Source organism: Pseudomonas sp. Sample_23 (assembly GCF_004307595.1).
In the GTDB taxonomy this organism is placed as follows: domain Bacteria; phylum Pseudomonadota; class Gammaproteobacteria; order Pseudomonadales; family Pseudomonadaceae; genus Aquipseudomonas; species Aquipseudomonas atacamensis.
In genome coordinates this window covers 39345-54947 of sequence record NZ_RCNX01000005.1, presented here as the reverse complement: position 1 = coordinate 54947, position 15603 = coordinate 39345, and the positions used below count along the sequence as shown (strand labels likewise).

14 protein-coding genes are annotated in these 15603 nt (G+C 60.6%); 10 read left to right on the top strand and 4 right to left on the bottom strand.

Annotation, left to right across the window (positions count from 1 at the left end; all coding sequences use genetic code 11):
* On the bottom strand, nucleotides 1-1369 hold a 1369-nt coding region (locus D8U82_RS01050), incomplete at its 3' end, for a CYTH domain-containing protein (protein ID WP_122612321.1).
* Nucleotides 1370-1525: 156 nt separating this feature from the next.
* Here D8U82_RS01050 and argE point away from each other — a divergent pair.
* Nucleotides 1526-2680 carry an acetylornithine deacetylase gene (gene argE / locus D8U82_RS01045; protein WP_130901497.1) on the top strand — a complete coding sequence of 385 codons (1155 nt, stop codon included), beginning with the start codon at nucleotides 1526-1528 and terminating at the stop codon, nucleotides 2678-2680.
* 262 nt (nucleotides 2681-2942) lie between these two features.
* Nucleotides 2943-4244: an amino-acid N-acetyltransferase gene (argA, locus tag D8U82_RS01040; RefSeq protein ID WP_016772647.1), complete on the top strand. Its 1302-nt coding sequence runs from the start codon at nucleotides 2943-2945 to the stop codon at nucleotides 4242-4244.
* A gap of 136 nt (nucleotides 4245-4380) precedes the next feature.
* Here argA and tauA read toward each other — a convergent pair whose 3' ends face one another.
* Nucleotides 4381-5370, bottom strand: coding sequence for a taurine ABC transporter substrate-binding protein (gene tauA / locus D8U82_RS01035; RefSeq protein WP_125925403.1), 990 nt, complete (start codon nucleotides 5368-5370; stop codon nucleotides 4381-4383).
* A 364-nt stretch (nucleotides 5371-5734) separates the two neighbouring features.
* Here tauA and D8U82_RS01030 point away from each other — a divergent pair, with 364 nt between their 5' ends.
* From D8U82_RS01030 to D8U82_RS00995, 8 genes are all read left to right on the top strand, one after another.
* Nucleotides 5735-7102, top strand: a complete 1368-nt coding sequence (locus tag D8U82_RS01030; protein ID WP_071172168.1) for an OprD family porin — start codon at nucleotides 5735-5737, stop codon at nucleotides 7100-7102.
* Between the two features lie 293 nt (nucleotides 7103-7395).
* Entirely contained in the window at nucleotides 7396-8034 is a 639-nt protein-coding gene (locus D8U82_RS01025; protein WP_024014725.1) for a peroxiredoxin, read from the top strand.
* Between the two features lie 317 nt (nucleotides 8035-8351).
* Nucleotides 8352-8945 carry an NADPH-dependent FMN reductase gene (gene ssuE, locus D8U82_RS01020; protein WP_130889098.1) on the top strand — a complete coding sequence of 198 codons (594 nt, stop codon included), beginning with the start codon at nucleotides 8352-8354 and terminating at the stop codon, nucleotides 8943-8945.
* Between the two features lie 89 nt (nucleotides 8946-9034).
* Nucleotides 9035-10009, top strand: a complete 975-nt coding sequence (locus tag D8U82_RS01015; protein ID WP_130901496.1) for a sulfonate ABC transporter substrate-binding protein — start codon at nucleotides 9035-9037, stop codon at nucleotides 10007-10009.
* Between the two features lie 25 nt (nucleotides 10010-10034).
* Nucleotides 10035-11183, top strand: a complete 1149-nt coding sequence (gene ssuD, locus D8U82_RS01010; RefSeq protein WP_130901495.1) for an FMNH2-dependent alkanesulfonate monooxygenase — start codon at nucleotides 10035-10037, stop codon at nucleotides 11181-11183.
* Nucleotides 11184-11192: 9 nt separating this feature from the next.
* Nucleotides 11193-11975, top strand: a complete 783-nt coding sequence (gene ssuC / locus D8U82_RS01005; RefSeq protein ID WP_122612327.1) for an aliphatic sulfonate ABC transporter permease SsuC — start codon at nucleotides 11193-11195, stop codon at nucleotides 11973-11975.
* The gene (gene ssuB, locus D8U82_RS01000) at nucleotides 11972-12778 is read left to right on the top strand and encodes an aliphatic sulfonates ABC transporter ATP-binding protein (RefSeq protein WP_016772655.1); all 807 of its coding nucleotides are present in this window, start codon (nucleotides 11972-11974) and stop codon (nucleotides 12776-12778) included. Before ssuC ends, ssuB begins: the two co-directional genes overlap by 4 nt.
* A 106-nt stretch (nucleotides 12779-12884) precedes the next feature.
* Nucleotides 12885-13100 carry a TOBE domain-containing protein gene (locus D8U82_RS00995; RefSeq protein ID WP_003229256.1) on the top strand — a complete coding sequence of 72 codons (216 nt, stop codon included), beginning with the start codon at nucleotides 12885-12887 and terminating at the stop codon, nucleotides 13098-13100.
* 161 nt (nucleotides 13101-13261) lie between these two features.
* Here D8U82_RS00995 and D8U82_RS00990 read toward each other — a convergent pair whose 3' ends face one another.
* A complete protein-coding gene (locus D8U82_RS00990) occupies nucleotides 13262-13894 on the bottom strand; it encodes a TetR/AcrR family transcriptional regulator (protein ID WP_095181294.1) in 633 nt (210 codons plus the stop codon).
* Nucleotides 13895-14180: 286 nt separating this feature from the next.
* Nucleotides 14181-15557: a glutamine synthetase family protein gene (locus D8U82_RS00985; RefSeq protein WP_016772657.1), complete on the bottom strand. Its 1377-nt coding sequence runs from the start codon at nucleotides 15555-15557 to the stop codon at nucleotides 14181-14183.
* Between the last annotated feature and the right edge of the window lie 46 nt (nucleotides 15558-15603).

Below are 15603 nucleotides of genomic sequence, written 5' to 3'. Positions count from 1 at the left end.
ACATGCGCAGGAGGATTTTCCAGGCGCGGTTCTGGTACACCGCAATCGCCTGATGCTTGCGTGCATCGAGCAGTTCGTCGGTGATGGTCGGCTCGTTGGCCAGTTGCGCCAGTTTGTTCAGCTCACCGTACAGGCGATCCATTTCCGGGATGTCCAGCACGTTGCGCGCATGGTGCAACCAGACCTGAATGCGCTCGATACGCGGCAGTTGTTCAGCAAGATCTTCCGGCTGCTGCTGATAGCGTTGCAGCTGCAGAGCAGTAGCTTCTTCGCCGAGCAGACGCGGCAACCAGCTGTGCAATTGCGCGTCACCCTGACGATTACCGCGAGTATTGCGGTCGGCGGTCCAGGTGCGGGCCAGCAGCCAGCGTGAAGCGTTCAGCGAGAACTGGCCCCAGCGCGGGTCTTCCAGCTCTTCGAGGAACTGCTCAGGCGCGGCCTTGCGCACGTCTTCGTCCTCGATGCCGACCTGCACCAACGGGCGCCAGTCTTCGAGCAAGGCATCGAGGGCCACGCGCAAATCGTGGGTCGACTGACGCGGCGCCGCCTGGCCGAGGCTGCTGAGCAGGGCGCGCATTTCCGCGAGGTTCTCGACCCAGTCCTGCAACAGGCGCCAGTGGCCGTTGAAACGATATTGTTCAGCCAGACGCTGGCTGCTGCCGAGCAGATGCCAGCTCAGCGCGGCGAAGGCGTCGTCGAGACGGGTTTCGCTGGTCAGCTGCGGCGCCGGGAGGCTCAGCGAGTAGCTGTTGGCGTCGTGCAGGCGATAACCGCGCTCAGCCTTGCTGATATCGCATGGCATCAGCGCCAGGGTTTCGGCCAGTTCGGCAGCCAGTTCCAGCAGCGCCGCAGGCTCGCCTTCGCGCAGTTCCAGTTCCAGCTCGCAGATCTCTTCCTTCTGCTTGCCAACCACCACGTGACCGAGGTCCAGCGCGGCTTCGATGACCACTTTGGTCTTGCCACGGCCCCAGGCGATTTCGGCGCGCTCGCGGACGAAATCGGTGGTGAAGATCGGCTTGAGGGTTTTCTTGTCCAGCTCGGCCAATGCCTCGGGCCAGCATTCGCCGTCGAGTTTCTTTACGTCGAGCTTGGCTTTCGGCAGTTTCCAGTCGTACTCGTTACGCTCGGACAGACCGGCGACGCTTTGGCCACGGGTCTTGAGGGTCTGAATCACTTCGTCACCGTCCTTGCGCAGGCGCAGTGCGACTTTGGCTTGGGCGAGGTCGCGCTCGGGGGTGTCGAAGTACTGGTTCATCAACTCACGGCGTTCCCAGCCACTTTTGTTGCGTTTCTTCAGCAGCGGGTGCTCGCGCAGGGCAGCGAGGGTTTCGCGGCTGACGCGGAGTTTGATTTCAGTTTCTTTTTGCATGGCCGGAACATCCAGAATCGGGAGCGCAGCCGGGGGAATGTGTGGCTGCCAAGGCCGTGCAGTGTACAGGAGTCAAACTTCCTACGCCCTGCGGCGGTTTATTCCGCGCGCCGGATGGTTCTATAGTGGGCCTCAATCCGGGACCTGGAGTCAGTGATGCCATTGCCGTCCATGCAAGACCAGTTCGCCGCGCTGATTGCCGCGCCATCGGTCAGCTGTACTCAACCGAACCTGGACCAGTCCAACCGCGCCGTCATTGATCTGCTCGCTGGCTGGCTTGGTGACCTGGGCTTCAGCTGCGATATCCGGCAGGTCAGCCCCGGCAAATTCAATCTGCTCGCCAGTTTCGGCAGCGGCCCCGGCGGCCTGGTGCTGGCCGGGCACAGCGACACCGTGCCGTACGACGACGCGTTGTGGCAGACCGACCCGCTCAAGCTCACGGAGGTTGATGGCCGCTGGGTCGGGCTGGGCAGCTGCGACATGAAGGGTTTCTTCGCGCTGATCATCGAAGCCGTACGGCCGCTGCTCGATCAGCCGTTCAAGCAACCGCTGCTGATCCTCGCCACCTGCGACGAAGAAAGCTCGATGTCCGGCGCCCGCGCGCTGGCCGAGGCCGGGCAACCGCTGGGCCGCGCGGCGGTGATCGGCGAACCGACCGGGCTCAAGCCGATCCGCATGCACAAAGGCATCATGATGGAGCGCATCGACATTCTCGGGCAGAGCGGCCACTCGTCTGATCCGCGTCTGGGCCACAGCGCGCTTGAAGCGATGCACGATGCCATCGGCGAACTGCGCGGCCTGCGCCTGTTGTGGCAGCGCGAATTCACCAATCCACAATTCAGCGTGCCGCAACCGACGATGAACTTCGGTTGCATTCATGGTGGCGACAACCCCAATCGCATCTGCGGCCAGTGTTCGCTGGAGTTCGACCTGCGGCCGCTGCCGGGCATGGACCCGAACCTGCTGCGCGCGGAAATCCTGCGCAAGCTCAACCCGGTGGCCGAGCGGCATAAGGTGAAAATCGATTACAAACCGCTGTTCCCGGAAGTGCCGCCGTTCGAACAGTCAGAGGATGCCGAACTGGTGCGCATCGCCGAAAAGCTCACCGGCCATCGCGCCGAAGCAGTAGCGTTCGGCACCGAAGCGCCTTATCTTCAGCGCCTCGGCTGCGAAACCATCGTCCTCGGCCCCGGCGACATTGCCTGCGCGCATCAACCCGGCGAGTACCTTGAAATGTCACGTTTGCAGCCTACCGTGCATCTGATCCGGCAGTTGATTGAACATTATTGCCTGACGACAGACGAACGATGACGGCCCTGTGTGGGAGCGAGCCTGCTCGCGAAAGCGTTTTGTCAGGCGCCATTGATGAACCTGATCCACCGCTTTCGCGAGCAGGCACGCTGCCACAGGGTTAAATGTCTTGCATCAACCCGGTAAATTGCCTGCACCACAACCCGTATTCATGAGGAGAGCGCGCGTGTCGCCAAGCCTGTTCCGACGATAACCATCAGCCCGCTGTGCGTTTTTCGTTTCGCCCCTTTTTTCGGCTGCTCTTTATTACAGGCCCAGGTTCATGCCCGAATACGTTAATTGGCTTCGCCACGCGTCCCCTTACATCAATGCCCACCGCGATTGCACCTTCGTCGTCATGCTGCCTGGCGACGGCGTCGAGCATCCGAATTTCGGCAATATCGTCCACGACCTGGTCTTGCTGCACAGTCTGGGCGTGCGTCTGGTGCTGGTGCACGGCTCGCGCCCGCAGATCGAAACCCGCCTCGCCGCCCGTGGCCTGACCCCGCATTACCATCACGGCATGCGCATCACCGATGCCGCGACCCTGGAATGTGTGATCGACGCGGTCGGCCAGTTGCGCATCGCCATCGAAGCGCGGCTGTCGATGGACATGGCCTCGTCGCCGATGCAGGGCTCGCGCCTGCGCGTGGCCAGCGGCAACCTCGTCACCGCGCGGCCGATCGGTGTGCTGGAAGGTGTCGACTATCACCACACCGGTGAAGTGCGTCGGGTTGATCGCAAGGGCATCAACCGCCTTCTCGACGAGCGCTCGATCGTGCTGCTGTCGCCGCTGGGCTATTCGCCGACCGGCGAGATCTTCAACCTTGCCTGCGAAGACGTCGCCACTCGCGCCGCGATTGATCTGGGCGCGGACAAGCTGCTGTTGTTCGGCGCCGAGCTCGGCCTGATCGACGAGAACGGCAAACTGGTGCGCGAACTGCGCCCACAGCAAGTGCCGGCCCATTTGCAGCGTCTGGGCATGAGCAACTATCAAGCGGAGTTGCTCGATGCCGCCGCCGAAGCCTGCCGTGGCGGCGTGGCGCGCAGTCATATCGTCAGTTACGCCGAAGACGGCGCACTGCTGACGGAGCTGTTCACCCGTGACGGTGGCGGTACGCTGGTGGCGCAAGAGCAGTTCGAACTGGTGCGCGAAGCGGCGATTGAAGACGTCGGCGGTTTGCTCGACCTGATCAGTCCGCTGGAAGAGCAGGGCATTCTGGTGCGCCGCTCGCGGGAAGTGCTGGAGCGCGAGATCGAGCAGTTCAGCGTGGTCGAGCGCGAAGGCATGATCATCGCCTGTGCGGCGCTGTATCAGATTGCCGACTCCGATGCCGGTGAACTGGCGTGTCTGGCGGTGAATCCGGAATACCGCCATGGCGGACGCGGCGACGAATTGCTCGAACGCATTGAAACCCGCGCGCGGGCGCAGGGTTTGAAAACCCTGTTCGTACTCACCACGCGCACCGCGCACTGGTTCCGCGAGCGCGGATTCGAGCCGAGCAGCGTGGAACGCCTGCCAGCGGCACGGGCGTCGCTGTACAACTATCAGCGCAACTCGAAGATCTTCGAAAAGACCCTCTGAACAACAGCGAGGTCTGTGGCGAGGGGATTTATCCCCGCTGGACTGCGCAGCAGTCCCCTAGCATTTCCAAGTGAAAACATAGGTGGTCGCTACGCGACCCAGCGGGGATAAATACCCTCACCACAGGGTTCTGCATTCAGTCAGTGATGAATTTGGCGCTGACGTACGGCGAATAATCAGGCAGCACCGTCTCGACCTTGCCTTGTTCCTTCAGGAATTTCGCCGTTTCGGCAATGGCCTTGGCGGTGCCGCCGTCCAGCAGCTCCGTGGTTTGCTGCGCCTTGGCATCCGGGAACGCCGAACCGGCCAGCAGTTCCGGCACATCTGCTGCGTTGGCACCGGTCAATTTGGCGATTTTCTGCACAGGCACCGAGTCGGCCGTCCAGCTGTCTTTGTGTGCGGCGTAATCAGCGAACGAGTCCAGGGTGACCTTGGCAAACTTGGCCACGACCTCGGGATGCTTCTCGGCAAAGTCTTTGCGCGCCACCCACACCTCGAAGGTCGGCGCACCCCACTGGCCGACCTGTGCGGCGTCGGTCAGGGTCTTGCCGGTCTTGCGGATCTCGCCCAGTGCCGGCGACCAGACAAACGCCCCGTCGATGTCGCCTCGCTTCCAGGCGGCGGCAATCTCGGCCGGTTGCAGATTGACCACTTTGACTTGCGAGGTAGTCAAGCCCCAGTGCTTCAACGCCCCAAGCAGACTGTAGTGCGAGGTCGACACGAACGGCGTGGCGATGGTCTTGCCGATCAGGTCCTGTGGTTTGTCGATGCCGCTGCCGTTGCGCACCACCAAGGCTTCGGCGGCATTGATCTGCGCCGAAACGATAAACGCCACGATCGGCAGATTGCGTGAAGCAGCTGCTGCCAGTGGGCTTGAGCCAAGGTTGCCGATCTGCACGTCGCCAGAAGCAATGGCAGTGACGACTTCCGGGCCGCTGTTGAAACGACGCCAGTCGATCTTCTCGCCGATGGTTTTTTCATAGACACCATCGGCCTGCGGCACTTTGCTCGGATCGATCCCGGTCTGGTAGCCGACCGTCAGACCGGCGGCATGTGCGGAAAAAGAAAACAGTGCCGACACACAAACTGTAACAAATTGACTTGATAGTGCGCGTTTCGCCATGATGCGTCGCCTTTTCGATGGGATTTGCCGTGTTGGGAGTACGGCAAAGCTAATCGATCTAAAAAAAGGTCAGCAAATACCATTTAGGAATGAGCTTAGGCGCCGATACGCTGTTTCCCGGCGCGGATGGCCATTAATGGGCCATATGCCTGAATGGCATGAAAAAGGACGAATAAATTCTTTTTGGGATTATCAGGAAGTCTTTACGCTGCAGGGACCCAATCACTGGCGATTAGACGATGGTCGTAGACACACAAGGTTACGATTGACTTGGCAGTCACGGTCTGGCGCTAATCGCGCATCTTAGGATTCAGGGCAAATCGACCCCGAACCAGGAACACAAGAATTAGAACGAGAGGAGCGATACATGAACAAGTCCACCTTGGCCCTGGCTGTGGCCGTTGGGGTTATGGCGCAGCAGGCAGGCGCCGCCGGTTTCATCGAAGACAGCAAGGCTACTCTGGGGCTGCGTAACTTCTATATCAACAACGATAACCGTGATAGCGCTGCCAATAGTCCCGCTAACAAGCGTAACGGTGTGCAGAGCAAGAACGAAGAATGGGGCCAAGGCTTCGATCTGCGCTTCATCTCCGGCTACACCCAAGGCACCGTAGGTTTTGGTATCGATGCTATCGGTCTGCTGGGCGTTCGCCTGGATTCGGGCGGTGGTACCAACGGTGCGACCTCGACTTCGTACGGCGGAACTGTATTCCCAAGCAAATCCAATGGCGAAGCTGTTGATAACTTCTCGAGCCTGGGTCTGACGGCTAAAGCCAAGATTTCCCAGACAGAGCTGAAGCTGGGTACCTTGCAGCCGAAGAACCCGGTCATCGTCACCAACGACGGTCGTCTGCTGCCGCAAACCTGGCAGGGTGGCCAGATTACTTCCGGCGAGATCAAGGACTTGACGCTGGTCGGTGGCCAGATCGAGCACGTGAAAGGTCGTAACTCCAGCAACAATGAACAGCTGTCGATCGGTGGCGCAACTGCGCGCACCACAAACAGCAACAAGTTCATCTACGCCGGTGGTGACTATAAAATCACCAAGGATCTGACGGCCCAGTACTACTACGGCAACCTGGAAAACTTCTACAAGCAACACTTCCTGGGTCTGGTGCATAACTGGTCGATTGGCCCAGGTGTGTTGAAGTCCGACTTCCGGTACTTCAATAGCTCCGATGACGGCCGCAATGGCAACGATTCGGACTACTTCAGCAACGGTGCGTACGGCAACAGTACGCTGGGTAACGGCAAAGGTAAGGTCGACAACAACCTGTACAGCGGCTTGTTCCTTTATACCGTTGCCGGTCACACCTTTGGTGGCGGCTATCAGGTGAGCAACGGCAGCAGCGACTTCCCTTGGCTGAACCAGGGTGACGGCTCGTCTAACTACACGATCACCGACATGCAGATCCAGAAGTTCAACCGTGCCGGCGAGCGCACTTGGCAGGCACGCTACTCCTATGACTTCGCCAAAGTTGGCGTGCCAGGCCTGACCGCTGGCATGGTTTATCTGCGCGGCGACAACATTGATACCTACGGTAGTCGTGTGCAAACCTCGAATGGCGCCTCCGAGTGGGAACGCGATTTGACCGTGGCGTACGTTGTTCCGGAAGGCCCGTTGAAGAACGTCGGCTTCATGTGGAAAAACGCTACGTGGCGCAACGACATCGCCGGTCAACGCGACCAGGACGAAAACCGCCTGATCCTCAGCTACTCGATCCCGCTGCTGTAACAGCTCGACCAAGTAACTGAAGCAAAAAAAGCCCCGTCCGGCATCGCGCCGGACGGGGCTTTTGCGTTTCGAGTCAGGCTCACCCCCGTAAGCCCTTCTCGATTTCCCTCTTTGCTGCAACTCAAGGCCTTCTCGAACCTTGCAACCGATATTCGTCGCGATGCCGGCCGGTGTCCAATGAACAGATGTTTAATATTCATTAATGATCTAGATATCTAGTTATTTATTCTTTTTCACGCTGTTCGATCACGAGCTACAGTTGTTGTCTCCCATCCCTCATCAGGAGCAGCACCATGAGCCTCAGACTCGGCGACATCGCCCCCGATTTCGAACAAGACTCCAGCGCCGGCAAGATTCGTTTCCACGAATGGCTGGGCGATAGCTGGGGCGTGCTGTTCTCCCACCCGGCGGACTTCACCCCGGTGTGCACCACCGAGCTGGGTTTCACCGCCAAGCTCAAGGATGAATTCAGCCAGCGTGGCGTCAAGGCCATCGCGCTGTCGGTCGACCCGGTGGACTCGCACCACAAGTGGATCGAGGACATCAACGAAACCCAGAACACCATCGTCAACTTCCCGATCCTGGCCGATGCCGATCGCAAGGTCTCCGATCTCTACGACCTGATCCACCCGAACGCCAATGACACGCTGACTGTGCGTTCACTGTTCGTCATCGATCCGAACAAGAAGATCCGCCTGACCATTACCTATCCGGCGAGCACCGGGCGCAACTTTCACGAGATCCTGCGGGTGATCGACTCGCTGCAGCTCACCGACAACTACAAGGTCGCCACCCCGGCCAACTGGCAGGACGGTGAAGAGGTGGTGATCGTGCCGTCGCTCAAGGATGAGGACGAAATCAAGCAGCGCTTCCCCAAAGGCTATCGCGCGGTGAAGCCGTACCTGCGCCTGACGCCGCAGCCGAACAAATAAGTCAGTGAGATTTTGATCGTTCCCACGCTCTGCGTGGGAATGCCGCCCGTGACGCTCCGCGTCACAGTGGACGCGGAGCGTCCATGGATTCATTCCCACGCAGAGCGTGGAAACGATCTTCGTGTGACTACGCAGGGGAATTTCGGCCGTTTCGACGGCTTTTTTTTCGCCTGTATTCTGCGCAGCGGTATATCTCTTAAATGCATAACCAAATGAATAAATATGATTTATGGATATATAAATCAGCTGGTAAGGTCACTGCCATTGAAGCGAGATCGCAGCCTGCGAATCGCCCGTAACGCTTAAAGGAATCTGCAATGCTGGTCGTCTCACTCGGTGGCAGCCCCAGCCTGCGCTCCCGTTCCGGGGTGCTGCTGGAGCGTTCGCAACGCTGGTTGCAACAGCAAGGGGTGGAAGTGGTGAGTTATCAGGTGCGGGACTTCCCGGCCGAGGATCTGCTCCACGCGCGCTTCGACAGCCCGAAGGTCCTCGACCTGCTGCAACAGATCGCAAACGCCGATGGCCTGCTGATCGCCACGCCGGTGTACAAGGCCTCGTTTTCCGGAGCGCTGAAGACCCTGCTGGATCTGCTCCCCGAGCGTGCCTTGAATCACAAGGTAGTCTTGCCGATGGCTACCGGCGGCAGCATCGCCCACATGCTGGTGGTCGATTACGCGCTCAAGCCTGTGCTGTCGGCACTCAAAGCGCAGGAAATGCTTCAGGGCATTTTCGCCGAGGACAGCCAGATCGCTTACGGCGAAGGCAGTGCCGCCGCGCAACTGGCGCCGGCCCTGGAGCAGCGCTTGCACGAGGCCCTGGACCAGTTCGTCGGTGCCATGGCGCGCCGGCCGAAACCGCTGGAGCCGGGCCTGCTGAACGAACGTTTGTTGAGTGCTCGCTGGAGCATTTAAGCCTCATCGAAATTTGAAGTACTGGCCTTACTCGCCCGCCAACGGGCAAGCAGGTGCAGCCAAAACCCAACAGCAAAAAGGAGAGCGCTATGCGCACTGTATTTTTGCGTCGTGGTCTGGTCGCTCTGTTTGCTGCGGCTGTCACCTTCGGCGCCATTACCCAAGCTCAAGCCGAGACCCTTCGGATCGGTTATCAGAAGTACGGCACGCTGGTGCTGCTCAAAGCCAAAGGCACGCTGGAAAAACGCCTCGCCGCGCAAGGCGTCGACGTGCAATGGACCGAGTTTCCCGGCGGCCCGCAGCTGCTCGAAGGCCTCAACGTCGGCTCGATCGATTTCGGCGTGACCGGCGAAACCCCGCCGGTTTTCGCCCAGGCCGCTGGCGCGGATCTGCTCTACGTCGCCTATGAACCGCCAGCGCCGAACAGCGAAGCGATCCTCGTGCCGAAGGACTCGCCGATCAAATCGGTGGCCGACCTCAAGGGCAAGAAAGTCGCCCTGAACAAAGGCTCCAACGTGCACTACCTGCTGGTGCGTGCACTGTCAGACGCCGGCCTTAAGTACAGCGATATTCAGACCGTGTTCCTGCCACCGGCCGATGCCCGCGCTGCGTTCGAACGTGGCAGTGTCGACGCCTGGGTCATCTGGGATCCGTACCAGGCCGCTGCCGAGAAACAACTGCAAGCGCACACCCTGCGTGACGGCAAAGGCATCGTCGACAACCACCAGTTCTATCTCGCGACCAAACCTTACGCGCAGAAAAATCCCGAGGTGATCAAGACCCTCGTCGAAGAGGTGCGCGCGGTGGGTGAATGGTCGCAAGCCAATCTCGAAGACGTGACGCAACAGGTCGCGCCACTGCTGGGCCTGCCGGCGGACATCACCCTGACCTCGGTGAAACGCCAGGGCTACGGCGCGTTGTTCCTGACCCCGGAAGTGGTCGCTGCGCAACAGAAAATCGCTGACACGTTCTTCCAGCTCAAGCTGATTCCCAAGCCGTTGAGCATCAAGGATGTGATCTGGACCCCGCCGGCCGCTGTGGCCCAAAGCTCCCCAGCCCAGTAATTCGAATCCACAAGGAGACCACTCCATGAGCCTCAATATCTTCTGGTTCCTGCCTACCCACGGCGACGGCCATTACCTTGGCACCGCCGAAGGCGCCCGCGCGGTTGATCACGGTTATCTGCAACAGGTCGCGCAAGCGGCGGATCGTCTGGGTTTTGGCGGGGTGCTGATTCCCACCGGGCGTTCCTGCGAAGACTCATGGCTGGTCGCGGCCTCACTGATTCCGGTGACCCAGCGTTTGAAATTCCTCGTCGCCCTGCGCCCCGGGATCATTTCCCCGACGGTCGCGGCGCGGCAGGCAGCGACGCTGGATCGTTTGTCCGGCGGGCGTGCGCTGTTCAATCTGGTCACCGGTGGCGATCCGGAAGAACTGGCCGGCGACGGTCTGTTCCTCAATCACCAAGAGCGTTATCAGGCTTCGGTGGAATTCACCCGTATCTGGCGCCGTGTGCTGGAAGGCGAAACCGTCGATTACGACGGCGAGCACATTAGCGTGAAGGGCGCGAAGCTGCTGTATCCGCCGATCCAGCAACCGCGTCCGCCGCTGTATTTCGGTGGCTCTTCGGAAGCGGCGCAGGATCTGGCGGCCGAGCAGGTCGAGATGGTCCTGACCTGGGGCGAGCCGCCGGCCGCGGTGGCCGAGAAGATCGCACAAGTCCGGGCCAAAGCCGCCAAGCTCGGCCGCACCGTGCGCTTCGGTATTCGTCTGCATGTGATCGTCCGTGAAACCAACGCCGAAGCCTGGCAGGCAGCGGACCGGCTGATCTCGCATCTGGACGACGACACCATCCAACGTGCGCAGGCTTCGCTGGCGCGCTTCGATTCGGTCGGCCAGCAACGCATGGCCGCGCTGCACGGCGGCAGCCGCGACAACCTCGAAGTCAGCCCCAACCTCTGGGCCGGCGTCGGTCTGGTACGTGGCGGTGCCGGTACTGCGCTGGTCGGCGATGGCCCGACCGTGGCAGCGCGGGTCAAGGAATATGCCGATCTTGGTATCGACACCTTCATCTTCTCCGGTTATCCACACCTCGAAGAATCGTATCGCGTGGCCGAGCTGCTGTTCCCGCACCTCGATGTCGAACGCCCGGAACTGCCGAAGAGCGCCGGTTATGTCAGCCCGTTCGGCGAGATGGTCGCTAACGACATCCTGCCCAAAGCCGCATCGCAGAGCTGAGGCGCGGCCATGAACAAATTTATCCACAGCCTCGCGCCTTGGGCGTTGCCGGTGTTGCTGCTGGCGGTGTGGCAGTTGTCGGTGTCGACGGGCTGGTTGTCGACACGGATTCTGCCGGCACCGGTGGCGGTAATCGAAGCCGGTGTCAGTCTGGTGCGCAGCGGCGAGATCTGGACGCACCTGGCGATCAGCGGCTGGCGCGCGGCACTCGGTTTTACCATCGGCGGCAGCATTGGTCTGGTGCTGGGTTTCATCACCGGCCTGTCGAAGTGGGGCGAGCGCCTGCTCGACAGCTCGGTGCAGATGATCCGCAACGTGCCCCATCTGGCGCTGATTCCGCTGGTGATCCTGTGGTTCGGCATTGACGAGTCAGCGAAGATTTTTCTGGTGGCGCTGGGCACCTTGTTCCCGATCTACCTGAACACGTATCACGGCATCCGCAACGTCGACCCGGCGCTGGTGGAGATGGCGCGCAGTTATGGTCTGAGCGGTTTCAGCCTGTTCTGGCAGGTGATTCTGCCGGGTGCGTTGCCGTCGATTCTGGTTGGCGTGCGCTTCGCTTTGGGCTTCATGTGGCTGACGCTGATCGTCGCTGAAACCATCTCGGCCAGCTCCGGCATCGGCTATCTGGCGATGAACGCCCGCGAGTTCCTGCAGACCGATGTGGTGGTGCTGGCGATCCTGCTTTACGCGGTGCTCGGCAAACTCGCCGACCTCGCCGCCCGTGGACTTGAACGTGTGTGGCTGCGCTGGCATCCGGCCTATCAGGTTGCCAAGGGAGGTGCGGCATGACCGCTCAACAACCTCCACGCCTGTTGCGCGGGATTCCACTGGCGGTGCGCAACCTGCAGAAAACCTTCGGCGCGCGCCAGGTGCTGCGCGACATCGATCTGCACATTCCGGCGGGGCAGTTTGTCGCCGTGGTCGGGCGCAGCGGTTGTGGCAAGAGCACGTTCTTGCGCTTGCTCGCCGGCCTCGATCAACCGACTGGCGGCGAGCTGCTGGCCGGCTCCGCGCCGCTCAGCCAGGCGCGCGACGATACGCGGCTGATGTTCCAGGAAGCGCGGCTGCTGCCGTGGAAAAGGATCATCGACAACGTCGGTCTCGGCCTCAAGGGCAACTGGCGCCAGCAAGCGCTGGATGCACTGGAAGCCGTGGGTCTGGCTGATCGCGCCAATGAGTGGCCGGCGGCATTGTCCGGTGGCCAGAAGCAGCGCGTGGCGCTGGCCCGGGCGCTGATTCACCAGCCGCGCCTGCTGCTGCTCGACGAACCGCTCGGCGCACTGGATGCCCTGACCCGCATCGAGATGCAGCAACTGATCGAACGGCTGTGGCAGCAACACGGTTTTACCGTGCTGCTGGTGACCCATGACGTCAGTGAAGCGGTGGCGATTGCCGATCGGGTGATCCTGATCGAGGACGGCGAAGTCGGCCTCGACCTGCACGTCGAACTGCCGCGCCCGCGTGTCCGTGGCTCGCATCGCCTCGCCGCACTGGAAACCGAAGTGCTCAACCGTGTTCTGTCCCTGCCCGGCGAACCGCCGGCGCCGGAACCCGTTTCACCCCTGCCTACGCAACTGCGTTGGGCGCAATGAAGCAGCTGCAAGCTTCAAGCTACAAGCCGCAAGAACAAGCCTGGTGCTTTTACTTGCAGCTTATAGCTTGCCGCTTGCAGCTCATTTCGATCCTAGGAGAAATGCCATGACTATCAAAGCCATCAACGTGCGCAACCAGTTCAAAGGCTCGATCAAGGAAATCGTCCTCGGCGACGTGCTGTCGGAAATCGACGTGCAGACCGCTTCGGGCATCGTCACTTCGGTGATCACTACCCGCTCTGTTAAAGAGCTGGAGCTGGTGGTCGGCAGTGAGGTGATCGCCTTTGTGAAATCCACCGAGGTATCGATCGCCAAGTTGTAAGCCGGTGAACAAAAAACAACCCCGGAGGGCGTGAGCCCTGCGGGGTTTTTTGTGCCTGTCGCGGATTCGGCGGCGCGGCTTTCGCGAGCAGGCTCGCTCCCACAGGGGAACGCATTTCAAATGTGGGAGCGAGGCTGCTCGCGAAAGGGCCGGTGCATGCGCTAGAGATTTCTTTTGGGTAAATATGGCGGAAGGTACAACCCGATATAGGCATCAAACACGCGCATCCCTTCCTCGGCCATGCGCGGGGTGATCTGCCCGTGCTGCTGCACCGAACGGGCATACACCCGGTCGCCCAGTTCCATCGCCAGGGCAAACACATCGACATCGTCCGGCAGCCTTGGCAACTCGAAATGCTGGTCGAACAGCTTGTGCATCAGGTCGCCCAGTTCCAGATCGTGCTGGCGGTCGGCCTGGGTCACTTCGGTCAGGCCGTGTTGCGCCAGGATCAATTGCCGTGCGGCCGCATCCTGGTCGTAGATCTCGAGCATGCGCTGTTCGACCAGTCGCGACAGATCTCGCCAGTCACGCAAAGCATCGTGATCGATCGGCGCTTGCAGGCAAGCGCGGAAGGCTGCGTGGACATCGGCGGTCAGCGCTTCGAGCAGCGCCGGTACGCTGGCGAAGAAGTGATACACGGAGGAGGGCGGAATCTGCGCGCGCTCGGCGACGCTGTAAATCGACAGACTGGCCACGCCCTCGGCCGCCAGCAGCGTGCGCGCGGCATCGAGGATCGAATCGATCCGCGCCTGACTGCGGGCACGGGGTTTGCGAACGGTGGCGGGACGCGTCATGGAAGTCTCCTGCGGGGCAGCGGGCATTGTACGAGGCGGTTCAGGTGTTGTCTGCCAGTACCCTGTAGCGAGGGGATTTAGCGAAACGTCGCACCGCCCCGTTCGGCTGCGCAGCAGTCGTAAACCCTGAGAGCCGGGTATTCCTGACGCACCGAGTGGGATGGATTTGGGGCTGCTTCGCAACCCAACGGGGATAAATCCCCTCGCCACAGGTTTTGTGTTCGGCCATAAAAAAACGCCGCTGGCTGAATCAGCCAACGGCGTTTTTTTTGAAGCTGCAAACCATTTAAACGGTATGCAGATACCAGTTGTACTCAAGGTCGGAGATGGAGTGTTCGAACTCCTCCAGCTCGCTTTCCTTGCAGGCGACGAAGATATCGATGTACTTCGGATCGATGTACTTGGCCATCACCTCGCTGTCGTCCAGCTCGCGCAGGGCATCGCGCAAGTTGTTCGGCAGGCTCTGTTCGTTCTGCTCGTAGCTGTTGCCTTCGACAGGCGCGCCCGGTTCGATCTTGTTGACCAGACCGTGGTGCACGCCGGCCAGTACCGAAGCCATCAGCAGGTACGGGTTGGCGTCGGCGCCGGCCACGCGGTGCTCGATACGTACGGCATCGGCAGAGCCGGTCGGTACGCGAATCGCCACGGTGCGGTTGTCCAGGCCCCAGCACGGCGAGTTCGGTACGTAGAACTGCGCGCCGAAGCGACGGTAGGAGTTGACGTTCGGGCAGAGAAAAGCCATCTGCGCCGGCAGGGTCTCGAGCACACCGCCGATCGCGTGACGCAGCGCGGCGTTCTGCTCGGGATCCTCGCTGGCAAAAATGTTTTTGCCGGCTTTGTCCAGAATCGAAATGTGTACGTGCAGACCATTGCCCGCCTGGCCCGGATACGGCTTGGCCATGAAGGTGGTGTCCATTTCATGGTCGTAGGCGATGTTCTTGATCAGACGCTTGAGCAGGACGGCGTAGTCGCAGGCCTTGATCGGGTCGGCGACGTGGTGCAGGTTCACTTCGAACTGCGCCGGGGCACTTTCCTTGACGATCGCATCGGCCGGGATGCCTTGCTCTTTGGCACCTTCCAGAATGTCCTGGAGGCAGTCGACGTATTCGTCGAGGTCGTCGATCAGGTAGACCTGCGTCGAGTGCGGGCGTTTGCCGGAGATCGGCGAGCGTGGCGGCTGCGGACGGCCGTTCACGTTTTCCTGGTCGATCAGGTAAAACTCGAGTTCGAAGGCGGCGCAGATGGTCAGGCCGAGCTCGTCGAACTTGGTCACCACCTGGCGCAGCACTTCACGGGGATCGGCGAAGAACGGATCGCCTTCGAGTTCGTGCATGGTCATCAACAGCTGCGCGGTCGGGCGCTTCTGCCATGGCTCGTTGCACAGGGTATCGGGGATCGGATAGCAGATGCGATCGGCGTCGCCGATGTCCAGGCCCAGACCGGTGCTTTCCACCGTGGAGCCGTTGATATCCAGAGCAAATAGAGAGGCCGGCAGGTTGATGCCTTTCTCGTAAACCTTGTGGAGGCTGGTGCGTTCGATGCGCTTGCCGCGCACCACACCATTCATATCCGCAATCAGAAGGTCAACGTACAGAACCTCAGGATGTTCCTTAAGGAACGCGTTCGCTTCGTTAAGCTGAACGGCACGCGGGGGTACCGACATGATGCAACACCTTTGTTGTTAAAAATATCAATCATTGATCTTTTCT

Bases quoted from the DNA above. Each gene is read 5' to 3' on its own strand.
- argE (WP_130901497.1), top strand. From the start codon at position 1,526: ATGCCATTGCCGTCCATGCAAGACCAGTTCGCCGCGCTGATTGCCGCG.
- argA (WP_016772647.1), top strand. From the start codon at position 2,943: ATGCCCGAATACGTTAATTGGCTTCGCCACGCGTCCCCTTACATCAAT.
- D8U82_RS01030 (WP_071172168.1), top strand. From the start codon at position 5,735: ATGAACAAGTCCACCTTGGCCCTGGCTGTGGCCGTTGGGGTTATGGCG.
- D8U82_RS01025 (WP_024014725.1), top strand. From the start codon at position 7,396: ATGAGCCTCAGACTCGGCGACATCGCCCCCGATTTCGAACAAGACTCC.
- ssuE (WP_130889098.1), top strand. From the start codon at position 8,352: ATGCTGGTCGTCTCACTCGGTGGCAGCCCCAGCCTGCGCTCCCGTTCC.
- D8U82_RS01015 (WP_130901496.1), top strand. From the start codon at position 9,035: ATGCGCACTGTATTTTTGCGTCGTGGTCTGGTCGCTCTGTTTGCTGCG.
- ssuD (WP_130901495.1), top strand. From the start codon at position 10,035: ATGAGCCTCAATATCTTCTGGTTCCTGCCTACCCACGGCGACGGCCAT.
- ssuC (WP_122612327.1), top strand. From the start codon at position 11,193: ATGAACAAATTTATCCACAGCCTCGCGCCTTGGGCGTTGCCGGTGTTG.
- ssuB (WP_016772655.1), top strand. From the start codon at position 11,972: ATGACCGCTCAACAACCTCCACGCCTGTTGCGCGGGATTCCACTGGCG.
- D8U82_RS00995 (WP_003229256.1), top strand. From the start codon at position 12,885: ATGACTATCAAAGCCATCAACGTGCGCAACCAGTTCAAAGGCTCGATC.
- D8U82_RS00990 (WP_095181294.1), bottom strand. From the start codon at position 13,894: ATGACGCGTCCCGCCACCGTTCGCAAACCCCGTGCCCGCAGTCAGGCG.
- D8U82_RS00985 (WP_016772657.1), bottom strand. From the start codon at position 15,557: ATGTCGGTACCCCCGCGTGCCGTTCAGCTTAACGAAGCGAACGCGTTC.